Origin of the sequence: Hafnia psychrotolerans (assembly GCF_014639435.1) — a bacterium.
GTDB classification, from domain to species: domain Bacteria; phylum Pseudomonadota; class Gammaproteobacteria; order Enterobacterales; family Enterobacteriaceae; genus Ewingella; species Ewingella psychrotolerans.
Window position 1 is genome coordinate 127,287 of sequence record NZ_BMFZ01000012.1, and the last position, 15,510, is coordinate 142,796.

The window sequence follows — 15,510 nt, forward strand, 5'->3', positions numbered from 1 at the left end:
TGAGGCGGCGCAGATAAAACCGAGGCCCTGGAAGGATTATGGTGAGATTTCCCTATCAACGACTGGCCCACTTGTTTGATGCGCTACAGGCCGAAACCCTGCCGCAGGAAGAACTGGCGAAACGCCTGGACGTCTCGACACGCACGGTGCGGGCGGACATTACGGCGCTTAATGAGATCATGGATCAGTATGGTGCGTCGTTTGTGCACAACCGCGGTAGCGGGTATCAGCTGAAAATTGATGATCCAATGCTGTTCTCCGCCCTGAAAGAGACCAATAACCGCCGCATCAGCCCAACTCCACGTACTGCCCCTGAGCGAGTGAATTACCTGCTAATACGTTTTTTGACCTCAGCTTTCTCACTCAAGCTGGAAGATCTGGCCGATGAATGGTTTGTCAGCCGGGGAACCCTGCAAAATGATATGGCTGAGGTCAGAGAACGTCTGGCGCACTATCATCTGAACATTGAAACCAAACCGCGTTACGGTATGAAGTTGTTCGGCGCTGAACTGACGATCCGCGCTTGTCTGACCGATTTACTGTTTCAGCTAGATGGCGAAGAGCAGACTAACCCGCTGCTGAAAACGGAAAGTCTGGAGCGTGAAGCACTGGTACCGCTGACCCATTTTATGCATCAGTTGCTGTCCCAGTCTTCGATCCAACTGACTGATGAAGGCGAGCAGTATCTGATCCTTTACTGCGCGGTGGCAGTCAAACGCATTGCCGGAGGCAACCCGCTGACTGATTTTGAGGCGGAAGAGGGGGATCCGGCGGTGCGACAGGTGTCCGTTCGGCTGGCGGCTGAGCTGAAGTCACTGGTGGGCAAAGAGATCCCAGCGGCGGAAGAAGCTTATTTACGGGTTAATATTGCGGCGCGGCGGATACAGAACATTTTGCCTACCGACATTAATGCCGACGACGATGAATCGCTGGTGGACTACATCCTTTCGTACATCAATGCGCACTATAATTATGATTTACAAGCTGATAAACAGCTACGAGCCGATCTACTCACCCACATTAAAACCATGATCACTCGGGTTAAATATCAGATCAATATTCCTAATCCTTTGCTGGGTAATATCAAGCAGCACTATCCGATGGCTTACGACGTGACGCTGGCCGCGGTCTCCAGTTGGGGGAAATACACACCGTATACACTCAGTGAGAACGAGATCGGCTTTTTGGTGCTGCACATCGGTGTGGGATTGGAGCGGCATTACAACATTGGCTACCAGCGCCATCCTCAGGTCATGCTGGTGTGCGATACCGGCAACTCGACTATTCGCATGATTCAGGCCCAGATCAGTCGTAAATACCCACAACTGGTGGTGACACAGGTGGTGTCGCTGCGTGATTACGAGAGACTCGAACATGTCGACGAAGACTTCATTATCTCCAACGCACGCATCAGTGAGAAAAACAAACCCGTGATAGTGCTGTCACCTTTCCCGACGGAGTACCAGATGGAACAGCTAGGGAAACTGGTGTTAGTAGACCGCACTCGGCCCTACATGCTGGAGAAGTTCTTCGACGAAAAACATTTTATGATCATCAATGAACCGATGACCCAGGCGCAGCTGTTTCATAAAGTGTGCAGCCAACTGGAAGAGGAAGGCTATGTCGATGCCGAATTTTATCCTTCCGTGGTAGAGCGTGAAGAGATTGTCTCGACCATGTTGGGGGAAGGTATCGCGTTGCCGCATTCGCTCGGTTTGCTGGCCAAGAAGACCGTGGTAATAACGCTGCTGTCGCCGCAGGGGATCGAATGGGGTGAAGGGCAAACCGCCCACGTGATCTTCCTGCTGGCAATCAGTAAAACAGATTACGAAGAGGCAATGGCGATTTACGATCTGTTCGTGACATTTGTGCGGGAGAGGTCGATGAGCCGTTTATTGAGTAGTGAAAATTTTGGCAGTTTCAAGGCAATCGCCATCGACTGTCTGAGCCGAATTTAAACGGCTTTAAAAATTAATGAGTTTTACTGCAAGTCTGTGTTGTTGCGTATTATAAAACGGCCAGGTTATCTTCCCGAAGCTTTCTCCCTGGGAATAAGCAACCACATGACGTTACTCATTATTTAATGATCAATCTTCATCAAAGCCGGAGTTAATCAGGTTGAGGACCGCTTCCAGCGCCTGGGCTTCATCGGGTCCAGTGGCTTCAATTTCTATCTGCTGTCCTTTCGGTGAGTCCAGCATCAGTAGCGCAATCACGCTGCTGGCTTCCGCTTCAATGCCTGCGTCATTGCGCAACATCACTTCTGACTCAAAGCTTTGCACCAACTCAAACAATTTCATCGCAGGGCGTGCGTGCATACCCAGCCGGTTTTTGATTTCTACCGTTTGTTTAACTGTCATGTTTTGCGTTTTTCCAGCGTGCGATGACGGGATTGCACATTCTTCCCGCGTGAACGAAAGTAGTCGGCCAATTGTTCTGCAATATACACCGAGCGGTGTTTGCCGCCAGTACAACCGATGGCGACGGTCAGATAACTGCGGTTATTGGTTTCCAGCATTGGCAGCCACAGTTCCAGGTAGCTACGCGTCTGATAAATGAAGTTATGCACTTCGGTGTGGCGGTCAAGGAACGCCGCCACGGGTTTATCCAGGCCGGTCATCGGGCGTAGTTTGGGATCCCAGTGTGGGTTCGGTAAGAAACGTACATCAAAGACGTAGTCGGCATCAATAGGAATGCCGTGCTTATAGCCGAATGACTCGAACACCATCGTCAGTTCGCGCTCACGTTTGCCCAACAGGCGGGTTCGCAGCATTTCAGCCAGTTCATGTACTGACATTTCTGACGTATCGATAATGAGATCGGCGGATGAACGTAAAGGTTCAAGCAGGTCAGCTTCTTCATCGATGGCACTTTCGAGCGAAAGATTTTTAGTGGAAAGAGGATGCAGGCGACGGGTGTCACTGTAACGACGTATTAACGTATTGCGATCGGCATCGAGAAACAGGAGTTGTGGAGAAAAGCTCGCCGGCAACTGGCTCATCGCGTGTTCAAAAATTTCCGGGTTTTCCGGCATGTTACGCACGTCAATGCTGACCGCAGCCGACATATTACGTTCGGCGAGGGTTTGGGCAAGCTGAGGCAGTAAGACCACCGGCAGGTTGTCCACACAGTAAAAACCCATGTCTTCAAGTGCCCGCAAGGCAACCGATTTTCCAGAACCGGAACGGCCGCTGACAATCATCAGCACCATGTTTTCACTCCCCTGCAATTCAGTGTCTAGAATGTACGACCCCGGTTTTCACCGGGAACCATGACAGTGGAAAAATTGGGCCGCTGACAATGAATGTTCACCAGACGAACGCAATCCTTCCACTTGAGCCGTTAATTGTCGTCTTGTCATTATTCACTTTCGGTCATGATCCGAAACAGCTCTTCGTCGCTTTGTGCGCCACGCAGACGGCGACAGACGGTTTTGTCAGCCAGTTTTTTGGCGACCAAAGACAAGGTGTGTAAGTGGGTTTTACATTGATCGGCCGGGACCAGCAAGGCAAAAAGCAGATCAACCGGCTGGTTATCAATGGCATCGAAGGCGATAGGTTGTTCCAGTTTAATAAACACACCGACAGCGCGCAGCGTATCCTCTTCCAGTTTACCGTGTGGAATAGCAATGCCTGCACCAATACCTGTGCTGCCCATTCTTTCGCGGGTGAGAATGGCATCGAAAATGACCTGCGGCGCCAAATTGAGCTGTTTGGCGGCAAGTTCGCTGATGATTTCCAGCGCGCGTTTTTTACTGGCGCAGTGAACGCCGCTTTTCGTGCATTCGGCATTAAGGACAGACGTTAACTGCATAGCTATATCGTTAATCATTTCTTCTTCACTTTAGCGCTCTTTCACCCTAATGAGAACATCGGCTCGTTTCCCGAGGGCCACGAGCCGATACTCACAACGTCCGTAGCGCGAGAGGCTACGTAAGTGTCAGTGCTGTTTCAGTTTATCTTTATGCTTATTGAGCTGACGGGCTAGTTTATCAACCAGACCGTCGATGGCCGCATACATATCCTGATGTTCCGAGGTGGCGTGCAACTCGCCTCCATTCACATGCAGTGTGGCCTCAGCCACTTTCTGCACTTTTTCAACGCTGAGCACCACGTATACCTGATTGATTCGATCAAAGTATTGCTCAAGTTTGGCAAACTTCGATGAGACAAATTCTCTCATGGGTTCCGTGATTTCGACGTGATGTCCGGTAATGTTGAGCTGCATAATGTCTTCCTTCTCAGTTGAGGTCAAACTAACTGTTTACGTTGGTTTGATGGCGGGATGGACAAAGACTCTCGGTATTTAGCAACAGTACGACGGGCCACCATGATCCCCTGATCGGAAAGCAAGGTAGCTAACTTGCTGTCGCTTAACGGTTTGACGGGATTTTCCGCCGCGATCAATTTCCTCACTAGCGCCCGTATAGCGGTCGACGATGCCTCGCCACCGCTGTCAGTATTGACGTGGCTAGAGAAGAAATATTTTAGCTCGAAAATACCGCGCGGACTGTGCAAAAACTTCTGTGTGGTCACGCGCGAGATGGTCGATTCGTGCATTTCGACCGCTCTGGCGATATCCGCCAGAACCATCGGTTTCATAAATTCTTCGCCTAAATCAAAGAAAGCCTGCTGCTGTTCGACGATGCAACGGGTCACTTTGAGCAGCGTCTCATTGCGACTTTCCAGACTTTTTATCAACCATTTTGCTTCCTGCAAATTGCTGCGAATAAACTGGCCGTCGCTGTCATTACGTACAGAATTGCCCATCGCGGCATACTGTTGGTTGATCTTCAGGCGCGGAATACTGTCGGAATTGAGTTCCACGGTCCAGATGTCTGACACTTTACGGACCAAGACGTCAGGGATCACGTACTCTGATTCCCCGGTGTTGATAGATTGTCCGGGGCGAGGATCCAGCGACTGGATCAACTGCATCGCTCCTTTGAGTATATCTTCTTTTAGCCGGGTCGATCGCATCAGAGCGCGGAAATCATGATTGGCCAGCAGATCCAGATGTTCGCTGACAATCAGTTTGGCTTCGACCAGAAACGTCGTTTCTGGTACATATTGCGAAAGTTGAATTAACAGGCAGTCGCGCAGGTCTTTTGCTGCCACGCCCACCGGGTCAAAGCGTTGAACGCGCTTGAGTACGGCTTCCACTTCCTCCATGGTGACGTCATCGTCGCCCATGCTCTCCAGAATGTCTTCCAGAGACACGGTGAGATAGCCGGTGTCATCCACGGCATCGACGATTGACGTCGCGATGGCGGCGTCGGTTTCGGTGAAGGGGGTTAATTCCACCTGCCACATCAGGTAATCCTGCAGTGTCTGGGTTGTTTCGCCCTGATAGATGGGCAGTTCGTCGTCGCTGTAATCATTACCCGTACCGGACGGCGTTCCGGCTGTGTAAATCTCGTCCCATGTTGCGTCTAGCGGCAGCTCTTCGGGCATGTCTTTTTGCTCAAGAGCTTCACGGGTATCAAGACCTTCGCTATCCGTAGTTTCTACTGAATCGATCTCTTCATGTAAGTCGGTTTGCTCTAACAGCGGATTGCTTTCCAGCGCGAGTTGGATCTCCTGTTGGAGTTCAAGCGTCGACAGTTGCAACAGGCGAATCGCTTGCTGTAACTGAGGTGTCATGGCCAATTGCTGGCTGAATCGTAGCTGCAAACCTTGCTTCATATCTTGGCTTTATATCCTGAACTGATACGGCGTGATTTACAGACGGAACTCTTCACCGAGATAAACACGTTTAACTTGTTCATCTGCCAGAATTTCAGTCGGTGTGCCATGGGCGATGAGTTTCCCCTGACTGACAATATAAGCACGTTCACATACGTCGAGCGTTTCACGCACGTTGTGATCGGTGATCAGTACGCCGAGGCCGCTGTCACGCAGATGTTCAATGATCTTTTTGATATCGATAACTGAAATGGGGTCAACACCGGCAAAAGGTTCATCCAGAAGAATAAATTTAGGGTTGGCGGCCAGCGCACGAGCTATCTCCACACGGCGGCGTTCACCACCGGACAAAGACTGGCCGAGGTTGTCGCGCAGATGGGAGATATGGAACTCTTCCATTAGTTCGTTGGCTCGGTCGTTACGCTGCTCTTTATTCAGGTCTTCGCGGATCTCAAGCACCGCCATCAGGTTGTTGAATACGCTGAGGCGGCGGAAGATCGAGGCTTCCTGCGGCAGATAGCCAATGCCACGACGGGCGCGGGTATGCAGCGGCAAAAGGCTAATGTCTTCATCATCGACAATGATGCGGCCTGCATCGCGCTGGACAATGCCCACAACCATATAAAACGTGGTGGTCTTACCCGCGCCGTTTGGGCCCAGTAGCCCGACAATTTCGCCGGAGTTGACGGCCAGACTGACATCTTCAACCACTTTGCGGTTCTTGTAGGCCTTAGCCAGATTTTCTGCGATTAACGTTGCCATAAATTGTCACTTACTCTTTTTCGTCTGCGCCGCGGGGGCAGTTGCCGGCTGCTTTTTATCCTGTAACTGCGTAGGGACCAGAACGGTGGTCACCCGGCCGCCTTTACTGTCGCTGAAGGCTTCCATCTGCTGTTTTTGCACCAGATAGGTAATACGGTCGCCTTTCACATTACTGTCTTGTTGTTCAAGGTAAGCATTGCCAGTCAGAGTCACCAGGTCGGTGGCGACTTCGTAGCGTACTTTTGATGCATGGCCGCTGATCGGTTTGCCGTTGTCCTGCATCTGATAGAACGTCACCGGGTTACCGTAACCTTCAACCACTTCTTTACCCGACTCGCCTTTAGGTCGGATAACCACGACTTTGTCGGCTTTGACCTGAATTGATCCCTGATTGACTATGACGTTGCCGGTGAATGTTGCGGTGTTAGTGTTGACATCAAGCGCCTGATTGACCGAGTTGATGGTGATCGGCTTAGTCGTGTCATCTTTCAGCGCAAATGCTGGAATGCTGACGGCGAGCAGAGAGCTGGTGATCAGGACATTACGGATTCTATTTTTTGCTTGGGATTTCATAAGTGGTCTTTACCTTTTCGATCAGCTCTGCGGTTTTATTACGCAGATTTCCACGCATTTTCATGCCGTTAGATGTAAATCCTGTGCCGTAAAGTGTCACTTCATCATCTGAAGCTACGTCTTGTGTGACCAGGTTGACAGAAGCATTGTCCGTTATGATGCGCTGCAACTGTGACGTATCCGGCGTTAGGCTGTCTACCTGAACGTGCCCGTACAAATAGAGCATTTTATCATTGGTCATCTTGGCGCGATCTGAGCGTACGGTCCAGACAGGAATTTTGTCTTTGTCGTACATGGTCATCACGGGTTTAGTAAACCAGGTCAACTGGTCGGCGGCGAAATATTCAACTTGTTCAGAGACCAGTTTGTAATTCAGGCTACCCAACGGGTTGTATACCACAGTGACCGTGTGCTGGCTCTGATAGGTCGGATCCTGATTGTTAGTCGCTGACGGTGCCGGATTATCTGAGTCCGAGAGAGACCAGCCAATCAGGGCTAATGCCAGCACGGCCAGCAGGATCGTTATCCAAAGTTTTGGTTTGTTCATATTGACAGCCCTTTGGCGTCATCAAGCTTACCCTGCGCAAGCAGAATAAGGTCGCATAATTCACGCACTGCGCCGCGTCCGCCGCGGATTTGCGTGACATAGTGCACTTTGGGCAGCAGTATCGGATGTGCGTCATTCACCGCAACCGACAAACCCACTTCAGCCATGACTGGCCAGTCAATCAGGTCATCACCAATATAAGCGACTTGGCTGGCAGTTAAAGACAGTGTATCCAACAGTTCGCGGAAGGCCAAAAGCTTATCTGATTGCCCCTGATAAAGGTGGCGAATGCCCAGTGTATTAGCACGATCTTCCAACAATTTTGCGCTTCTGCCGGTAATAATCGCTACCTCAATATCAGATGTCAGCAGGCAACGTATACCGTAACCGTCGCGGACGTTGAAACTTTTCAACTCTTCGCCCTGATTTCCCATATAAATCAGACCATCAGACATGACACCGTCAACGTCACAAATCAGCAGGCGAATGGCCTTTGCCCGTTCCAGTACTTCTATACTGACCGGACCATAGCAGGTATCCACCTTGGCTGCGCTATTACTCATTCAGGACATTCCTCAATTAAACTACGCCAGCGCGCAGCATGTCGTGCATATGTACCACACCCAACAATTGGTCGCCATCTGCAACCATGACACAGGTAATGTGGCGATCCTGCATTAGATTCAGGGCATCAACCGCCAGCAGTGTCGGACGAACGCGAATTCCACCGGTGGTCATGACGTCAGCGATGGACGCTTCGTTAATATTGACGCCCATATCGAAGATTCGGCGTAAGTCCCCATCGGTAAAAATGCCCTGGATTTTCATCAGGTCATCACAAATGACGGTCATCCCCATGTTTTTACGGGTGATCTCAAGCAAGGCATCACGCAATGACGCGTCGCGGCTGACGTGCGGAATTTCGCCACCACTGTGCATGATATCGCTGACGCGCAGCAGAAGCTTGCGGCCAAGTGCTCCACCAGGGTGAGAAAGGGCGAAGTCTTCGGCGGTAAAACCGCGTGCCTGCAAAAGCGCCACGGCCAGCGCGTCACCCATCACCATTGCCGCCGTGGTGCTGGTGGTCGGTGCCAGCCCTAGCGGGCAGGCTTCCTGCGGAACGCGGACGCAAATATGTACATCTGCCGCTTTTCCCATTGAACTGTCCGGATTTGCCGTCAGGCAAATCATGGTGATCGCCAGTCGCTTTAATACCGGGATCAAGGCCAAGATTTCGTGCGACTCACCAGAATTGGAGATAAGTATCACAATGTCTTGTTTAGATACCATTCCAAGATCGCCATGGCTGGCTTCACCCGGATGAACAAAGAACGCCGGTGTTCCCGTGCTGGCAAAGGTCGCCGCCATTTTTCGGCCAACATGGCCTGACTTCCCCATGCCCATCACCACTATTTTACCGACGCAAGCGAACATCTTTTCACATGCGCGGGTAAAGTCGTCGTTAATGTATTGATCGAGCTGCTCCAGTCCCTCACGTTCGCTCTTCAGTACGGCTTTTCCTGCAGACTGGAAATCAAATCGTTCTTCTGGTTCCACATTTCCCATGATCTCTTCCTGATGGGGTTTAAAACTCAAAGCTGCCAGGTACAAAGTACAGCAGCGCGAGGTACGCGACAAAGCCACATAATAACAGAGCACCTGCCAAGTGACCGATGCGGTGTTTGCGCATTAGGCACAACCCGGAGAGCACGACGCTCACGGCGAGCATGACCCAGTAGTCCCTGTGAAAAGCCTCTGGGCTGAACGACCCCGGAGCAACCAGTGCAGGCAAACCCAGAACCAGGCAGATGTTAAAAATATTGGCACCAATAATATTGCCCAGAGCAATATCATCCTCACCTTTTACCGAACCGGCGATAAAGGTTGCCATTTCCGGCAAGCTGGTACCAATAGCCACCACTGTTAAGCCGATAATCAGCTCACTGACACCAAAGTAACGGGCGATGACCGTAGAGTTATCGACGATCATGCTTGATGCCAGCGGCATAATAATGAACGCCAGCGCCAGCCACAGGAAGGCGACGGTATTGCTGCTATCCTGCGGGAGTTCAGCCATCTGTTCGTAAGTCAGTGTATCCAGCCCCTGCTTTTCAGCTGTCCTGGCGATTTTAATCATCCAAATGACGAAAACTGCTGCCGTTGTCAGCAGTAAAATACCATCCAGGCGACTGAGTTCACCGTCACTGAGCAGAAAGCCACTTAGTACAGTGACCAGTAACAATAAAGGGAGTTCTCGCCGCAAGATATCAGAACCCACGGAAAGTGGATGAATCAGCGCCGCGCCACCCAAAATCAGAAGAATATTAATAATATTCGAACCAATCGCGTTTCCAACGGCCAAATCCATCTGATCGTTGATGGCAGCCGTCGTTGACACCACCAGTTCTGGGAGGGAAATACCGATACCCACCACGGTCATGCCGATGATGAGCGGGGGAATACCCATTGAGCGTGCAAGAACGGCTGCACCGTACACTAATCGATCGGCGGCATAGACTAAGAGCAATAAGCCGACAACCATGAGTACGATAGCGAGAAGCATGAAAAGTCCTTTAATTAGATATAATGCGAGGGTTGTTGCCTGAACAGCCGAGCAAAGGATAGTCAAAAAATATCAAGGGTTACAATGGGTCCTTAAACAGCCAGCTAAAGCTGCTGTATGTTAGACGAATCTAGCGTTTCTTTTAACACTGTTATTCACTGATTTTGACCGCCTGGGGTAGAAAAGTAAATCAATGGCAATTTTGGTGACGTAAATGCGGTAAGTTTTTGTAAAAATACCGGAGTTAAGCCTCGATGCCTCTAACATCAGGGGTACCGTAAGCTGAAACAATCCGAAGGGATAAACTGAATGAGTCAGAGCCAATCGAATCTGGTCGAGATCAAAGGCATGAGCTTCACGCGCGGCGAACGTCCCATTTTCGAAGAGATAAATATGACGGTGCCCCGCGGTAAAGTCACCGCCATCATGGGGCCATCGGGGATCGGTAAAACGACCTTGTTGCGCCTTATCGGGGGGCAATTAGCCCCGGACAGCGGTGAAATATGGTTCGACGGGGAAAATGTCCCTGCCTTATCGCGGAGCAAGCTGTACGAGTCGCGTAAGAAAATGAGTATGTTGTTTCAGTCTGGTGCATTGTTTACTGACTTGAATGTGTTTGAGAATGTGGCTTTTCCACTGCGTGAACACAGTAAGTTGCCAGAAGAACTGTTGCACAGCACAGTGACGATGAAGCTGGAAGCCGTAGGTTTGCGCGGTGCGGGTAAACTGATGCCAGCAGAGCTTTCCGGCGGGATGGCGCGTCGCGTTGCTCTGGCGCGTGCGATTGCGCTTGATCCTGAACTGATTATGTTTGATGAGCCTTTCGTGGGACAGGATCCAATCACCATGGGCGTTCTGGTAAAGCTGATTGATGAGCTGAATCATGCTCTGGGTGTGACCTGTATTGTTGTATCCCACGATGTTCCTGAGGTTCTGAGCATCGCTGATTATGCTTATATTGTGGCGGCACAGCATGTTATTGCTGAAGGGACACCCGAAGCGCTGCAAAATAATCCGGATCCCCGTGTTCGCCAGTTTCTCGACGGTATCGCCGATGGGCCGGTACCTTTCCGCTTCCCGGCCAGTGATTATAAAACTGAGCTGCTTGGATGATGGAGTTGTATATCAATGTTAATTAAGGCATTAGCCTCTATAGGTCGCCGCGGTATTCAGACATGTACCTCGTTTGGCCGCGCCGGACTGATGTTATTCCGTGCACTGGTCGGCAAGCCGCAGTTTGCCAAACAGTGGCCGTTGTTGCTCAAGCAGCTTTACAGTGTTGGGGTGCAGTCGCTGTTGATCATTCTGGTGTCGGGTTTGTTTATCGGCATGGTGCTTGGCTTGCAAGGTTACATCGTTTTGACGACGTACAGTGCAGAAGCCAGCCTCGGCATGATGGTGGCGCTCTCCCTACTGCGCGAACTGGGACCAGTCGTGACCGCATTGTTGTTCGCTGGCCGTGCTGGATCTGCATTGACCGCTGAAATTGGGTTGATGAAAGCCACTGAGCAACTCTCAAGTCTGGAGATGATGGCGATCGATCCGCTGCGTCGTGTTGTCGCCCCTCGCTTCTGGGCCGGGCTGATTTCTATGCCGTTACTGACCGCGATCTTTGTCGCCGTGGGTATTTGGGGTGGGTCGCTGGTTGGTGTGGACTGGAAAGGAATCGATAGCGGATTCTTCTGGTCAGCCATGCAGAATGCGGTAGAGTGGCGTCACGATTTACTTAACTGCATGATAAAAAGCATAGTTTTTGCTATTACCGTGACCTGGATTGCTCTGTTTAACGGCTATGACGCTATCCCGACTTCGGAAGGGATCAGCCGGGCAACGACCCGTACTGTGGTGCATTCGTCTCTGGCGGTGCTGGGATTAGATTTTGTGCTGACAGCACTGATGTTTGGGAATTAATCAATGCAAACGAAGAAAAGTGAGATCTGGGTTGGTGCATTTTTAATCATCGCCTTGTGTGCCGTGTTATTTCTTTGCCTTAAAGTGGCGGATATTCGTTCGATCGGTTCTGAACCGACTTACCGTATTTCTGCCACCTTCGACAATATCGGCGGCCTGAAGGCCGGTTCCCCGGTTAAAGTGGGTGGTGTGGTGGTAGGACGTGTGAGTTCCATTACGTTGGACAAAAATTACTCGCCGAAAGTGGAAATGGATATTGAGAAGAAATATAACCAGATTCCAAGCACCAGTACGCTGGCAGTCCGCACATCCGGTTTGTTGGGTGAGCAATTCTTAGCGCTGAATATCGGCTTTGAAGATCCGGATATGGGAACGACTATTCTTAAAGATGGTGGCTCGATTCAAGACACCAAATCAGCGCTGGTCCTGGAAGACCTGATCGGTCAATTCTTATATAAGAGTGGCGGGGATAAAGATAAAACTGTCCCTAATGCAGGTGATGCTCAGGCGGCACCCGATGCAGTGGCTGCTCCACAGCCCGCAGCAACCCTTCATTAAGCACTTTTCACAAGTACCGTATACGAGAGGAAGAATGCATGTTTAAACGTATCATCTTAGCCACTATGTTGTTGGTTATGGCGCCACTCGCCAATGCTGCCGCAGACCAGACAAACCCGTACAGTATGATGAATGAAGCGGCCAAGAACACTTTTACTCGTCTGAAAACCGAGCAGGCAAAAATCAAGCAGGACCCGAACTATCTGCGCGTTATTGTTCGTGAAGAGCTGCTGCCGTTTGTACAGATCAAGTATGCGGGTGCTCTGGTGCTCGGACGTTACTACAAAGAGGCGACTCCCGCACAACGCGAGGCTTACTTCACCGCGTTCGGTGAATATCTGCAACAGGCTTATGGCCAGGCTTTGGCGTTGTATAACGACCAAAGCTATAGTGTGCAACCGGAGCAACCCTATGCCGGTAAGGATATCATTGCGATTCGTGTGACTATCATTGATCCTAACGGCCGACCGCCGGTTCGCCTGGATTTCCAGTGGCGTAAAAACAGCCGGACTAACGACTGGCAGGCATATGACATGATTGCTGAAGGCGTCAGTATGATCTCCACTAAGCAAAACGAATGGGCAGATATCCTGCGCCAGAAAGGCATCGATGGTCTTACTGAGCGCCTGAAACAAGCTGCAGCACAGCCCATCACGCTGAATAACAAATGATGAAAGATGCATTGAGCTGGGAGCATCAGCCGCCACGCCTGATTCTGCGCGGTGATCTGGATCGCGAAACGTTGCTGCCGCTGTGGAATCAGCGTCAGGCACTGATGAATCAGGTCAATACGGTTGATCTCGCCGGTCTGGCGCGCGTGGACTCAGCCGGTCTGGCGATGCTGGTTCACCTGCTCGGAGAGGCTGAGCAGGAAGGTGTAACCCTGGCTCTCACCGGCATCACCGATCGTCTGAGCACACTTATCGCACTCTATAATCTGCAGGGTATTATCCCGGTTAATTGAGAGCACAAAAAGTGGCTTACTAAATAAGGTAGCAGTAACCGTAAGTTAGCGGGTATTTCTGCGATAGCCAATGTAATACACACAAGCCCCTGTGCAAAACTCACGCACCGGGGCTTTTTCGTGGTTTAAGAGTTGGCCGGATCCCTATAAGATGTTCGGCTGTTATGATCTCTTCAGAAGAACTGACTCCTATGGACACTAACGAAATTAAAGACGTGCTGATGAACTCATTGGCATTGGATGAAGCCCACGTTACAGGTGACGGCAGCCACTTTCAGGCAATCGTAGTGGGCGCATTATTTGACGGCATGAGCCGGGTGAAAAAACAACAAACTGTGTATGCCCCTTTGATGGCACACATCGCAGATAACCGTATTCATGCACTCTCTATCAAGGCTTACACCCCAGAAGAGTGGCAGCGTGACCGCAAACTGAATGGTTTTTAAAGCTGTAGGTTCCCTCCGTCAGCAAGGCGTATTTGAATTAAGTATTTGAAATTAAGAGAGCCGTCACAATGGATAAATTTCGTGTACAGGGTGGCACTCGTCTGAGTGGCGAAGTGTCTATCTCCGGTGCAAAGAATGCTGCACTTCCTATCTTGTTTGCTGCGCTGCTCGCAGAAGAGCCTGTAGAGCTTCAGAACGTGCCGCATCTGAAAGATATCGATACCACCCTTAAATTACTGGGTCAGTTGGGGACTAAAGTTGAACGTAATGGTTCAGTCTTTGTTGATGCCAGCAACGTTAATGAATTTTGCGCACCATACGATTTAGTGAAAACCATGCGTGCTTCCATTTGGGCGCTGGGTCCGTTAGTTGCCCGCTTTGGTCAGGGACAAGTTTCACTGCCGGGCGGTTGTGCGATCGGTGCCCGTCCTGTCGACTTGCATATTTCCGGGCTTGAGCAGCTGGGTGCGAAAATCGTGCTGGAAGAAGGCTATGTCAAAGCGTCCGTCGATGGCCGTTTGCAGGGCGCGCACATCGTAATGGATAAGGTCAGCGTTGGTGCTACCGTAACCATTATGTGCGCAGCGACACTGGCGGAAGGCACGACGATTATCGAAAACGCCGCGCGTGAGCCTGAAATCGCTGATACCGCGGGTTTCCTGAATACACTGGGCGCAAAAATCACGGGTGCGGGTACTGACAGAATTACCATCGAAGGCGTTAAGCGTCTGGGGGGTGGGGTGTATCGCGTGTTGCCAGATCGTATCGAAACCGGTACTTTCCTGGTGGCTGCTGCTATCTCTGGCGGTAAAGTAATATGTCGTGATACCCGTCCAGATACATTGGATGCCGTGCTGGCAAAACTGCGCGAAGCCGGGGCTGATATTGACGTTGGCGAAGACTGGATCAGTCTTGATATGCATGGCAAACGTGCGAAAGCGGTCACCTTCCGTACCGCGCCACATCCGGGCTTTCCCACTGATATGCAGGCACAGTTCAGTTTGCTGAATCTGGTGGCAGAAGGGACCGGTGTTATCACTGAAACCATTTTCGAAAACCGCTTCATGCATATCCCAGAACTTATCCGTATGGGGGCTCACGCTGAAATTGAAGGCAGCACTCTGATTTGCCATGGTGTTGAGCAGCTTTCAGGCGCGCAGGTGATGGCGACTGATTTACGCGCTTCCGCCAGCCTGGTTCTGGCCGGTTGTATTGCTGAAGGTGTGACCATTGTTGACCGTATTTACCACATCGACCGCGGTTATGAGCGTATCGAGGATAAATTGCGTCAGCTTGGTGCGAAAATAGAGCGTTTCAATGGTGAATAAATTGCCAGACTGAATCGTCAATAAAAAAGCCGGAAGGATTCACTCTCCGGCTTAATAAGATGGTCACCCCCACCCTGTGAGCGGTACGCTGGCAGGGTGTTTTTCTTTCTGAAGGGGATCATCATGCAAAACGTTACGCTCATCGGTATTGATCTCGGCAAGCATTCGTTCCAT

At 50.8% G+C, this 15,510-nt stretch carries 19 protein-coding genes; 8 read left to right on the top strand and 11 right to left on the bottom strand.

Annotation, left to right across the window (positions count from 1 at the left end; genetic code table 11):
- The first annotated feature begins 38 nt into the window (after window positions 1-38).
- On the top strand, window positions 39-1,958 hold the full coding sequence (locus tag IEV89_RS18920) for a BglG family transcription antiterminator (protein WP_188475066.1): 1,920 nt from the start codon (window positions 39-41) through the stop codon (window positions 1,956-1,958).
- A gap of 129 nt (window positions 1,959-2,087) precedes the next feature.
- Here IEV89_RS18920 and npr read toward each other — a convergent pair whose 3' ends face one another.
- The 11 genes from npr to IEV89_RS18975 all read right to left on the bottom strand — a co-directional run bounded on the left by npr (window position 2,088) and on the right by IEV89_RS18975 (window position 10,129).
- The gene (gene npr, locus IEV89_RS18925) at window positions 2,088-2,360 is read right to left on the bottom strand and encodes a PTS phosphocarrier protein NPr (RefSeq protein ID WP_188475067.1); all 273 of its coding nucleotides are present in this window, start codon (window positions 2,358-2,360) and stop codon (window positions 2,088-2,090) included.
- The gene (gene rapZ / locus IEV89_RS18930; RefSeq protein ID WP_188475068.1) at window positions 2,357-3,211 is read right to left on the bottom strand and encodes an RNase adapter RapZ; all 855 of its coding nucleotides are present in this window, start codon (window positions 3,209-3,211) and stop codon (window positions 2,357-2,359) included. The genes npr and rapZ overlap by 4 nt, the downstream gene beginning before the upstream one ends.
- A 149-nt stretch (window positions 3,212-3,360) precedes the next feature.
- A complete protein-coding gene (ptsN, locus tag IEV89_RS18935) occupies window positions 3,361-3,831 on the bottom strand; it encodes a PTS IIA-like nitrogen regulatory protein PtsN (protein WP_188475069.1) in 471 nt (156 codons plus the stop codon).
- 108 nt (window positions 3,832-3,939) lie between these two features.
- Window positions 3,940-4,227: a ribosome hibernation promoting factor gene (gene hpf, locus IEV89_RS18940; RefSeq protein WP_188475070.1), complete on the bottom strand. Its 288-nt coding sequence runs from the start codon at window positions 4,225-4,227 to the stop codon at window positions 3,940-3,942.
- Window positions 4,228-4,250: 23 nt separating this feature from the next.
- Window positions 4,251-5,684: an RNA polymerase factor sigma-54 gene (gene rpoN, locus IEV89_RS18945; RefSeq protein ID WP_188475071.1), complete on the bottom strand. Its 1,434-nt coding sequence runs from the start codon at window positions 5,682-5,684 to the stop codon at window positions 4,251-4,253.
- A 36-nt stretch (window positions 5,685-5,720) separates the two neighbouring features.
- A complete protein-coding gene (gene lptB, locus IEV89_RS18950; RefSeq protein ID WP_188475072.1) occupies window positions 5,721-6,446 on the bottom strand; it encodes an LPS export ABC transporter ATP-binding protein in 726 nt (241 codons plus the stop codon).
- Window positions 6,447-6,452: 6 nt separating this feature from the next.
- Window positions 6,453-7,019 (bottom strand): lipopolysaccharide ABC transporter substrate-binding protein LptA, encoded by a 567-nt coding sequence (lptA, locus tag IEV89_RS18955; RefSeq protein WP_188475073.1) that lies wholly within the window; start codon window positions 7,017-7,019, stop codon window positions 6,453-6,455.
- Window positions 6,997-7,566 carry an LPS export ABC transporter periplasmic protein LptC gene (lptC, locus tag IEV89_RS18960; protein ID WP_188475074.1) on the bottom strand — a complete coding sequence of 190 codons (570 nt, stop codon included), beginning with the start codon at window positions 7,564-7,566 and terminating at the stop codon, window positions 6,997-6,999. The genes lptA and lptC overlap by 23 nt, the downstream gene beginning before the upstream one ends.
- Window positions 7,563-8,129, bottom strand: a complete 567-nt coding sequence (kdsC, locus tag IEV89_RS18965; RefSeq protein WP_188475075.1) for a 3-deoxy-manno-octulosonate-8-phosphatase KdsC — start codon at window positions 8,127-8,129, stop codon at window positions 7,563-7,565. The genes lptC and kdsC overlap by 4 nt, the downstream gene beginning before the upstream one ends.
- 16 nt (window positions 8,130-8,145) lie before the next feature.
- Window positions 8,146-9,132 (bottom strand): arabinose-5-phosphate isomerase KdsD, encoded by a 987-nt coding sequence (gene kdsD, locus IEV89_RS18970; RefSeq protein WP_188475076.1) that lies wholly within the window; start codon window positions 9,130-9,132, stop codon window positions 8,146-8,148.
- Window positions 9,133-9,151: 19 nt separating this feature from the next.
- Window positions 9,152-10,129 (bottom strand): calcium/sodium antiporter, encoded by a 978-nt coding sequence (locus IEV89_RS18975; protein ID WP_188475077.1) that lies wholly within the window; start codon window positions 10,127-10,129, stop codon window positions 9,152-9,154.
- A 309-nt stretch (window positions 10,130-10,438) separates the two neighbouring features.
- Between IEV89_RS18975 and mlaF the strand changes: the two genes are divergently transcribed.
- The 7 genes from mlaF to murA all read left to right on the top strand — a co-directional run bounded on the left by mlaF (window position 10,439) and on the right by murA (window position 15,336).
- Window positions 10,439-11,242, top strand: coding sequence for a phospholipid ABC transporter ATP-binding protein MlaF (mlaF, locus tag IEV89_RS18980; RefSeq protein ID WP_188475078.1), 804 nt, complete (start codon window positions 10,439-10,441; stop codon window positions 11,240-11,242).
- Window positions 11,243-11,257: 15 nt separating this feature from the next.
- Window positions 11,258-12,040 (top strand): lipid asymmetry maintenance ABC transporter permease subunit MlaE, encoded by a 783-nt coding sequence (gene mlaE / locus IEV89_RS18985; RefSeq protein WP_188475079.1) that lies wholly within the window; start codon window positions 11,258-11,260, stop codon window positions 12,038-12,040.
- A gap of 3 nt (window positions 12,041-12,043) precedes the next feature.
- Complete coding sequence (gene mlaD / locus IEV89_RS18990; protein ID WP_188475080.1) at window positions 12,044-12,598, top strand: outer membrane lipid asymmetry maintenance protein MlaD; 555 nt, start codon at window positions 12,044-12,046, stop codon at window positions 12,596-12,598.
- Window positions 12,599-12,636: 38 nt separating this feature from the next.
- Complete coding sequence (gene mlaC, locus IEV89_RS18995; RefSeq protein WP_188475081.1) at window positions 12,637-13,269, top strand: phospholipid-binding protein MlaC; 633 nt, start codon at window positions 12,637-12,639, stop codon at window positions 13,267-13,269.
- Window positions 13,269-13,562: a lipid asymmetry maintenance protein MlaB gene (gene mlaB, locus IEV89_RS19000; RefSeq protein ID WP_188475094.1), complete on the top strand. Its 294-nt coding sequence runs from the start codon at window positions 13,269-13,271 to the stop codon at window positions 13,560-13,562. Before mlaC ends, mlaB begins: the two co-directional genes overlap by 1 nt.
- Window positions 13,563-13,753: 191 nt before the next feature.
- Complete coding sequence (gene ibaG / locus IEV89_RS19005; RefSeq protein WP_188475082.1) at window positions 13,754-14,008, top strand: BolA family iron metabolism protein IbaG; 255 nt, start codon at window positions 13,754-13,756, stop codon at window positions 14,006-14,008.
- A gap of 68 nt (window positions 14,009-14,076) precedes the next feature.
- Window positions 14,077-15,336, top strand: coding sequence for a UDP-N-acetylglucosamine 1-carboxyvinyltransferase (gene murA, locus IEV89_RS19010; RefSeq protein WP_188475083.1), 1,260 nt, complete (start codon window positions 14,077-14,079; stop codon window positions 15,334-15,336).
- Window positions 15,337-15,510 lie beyond the last annotated feature (174 nt).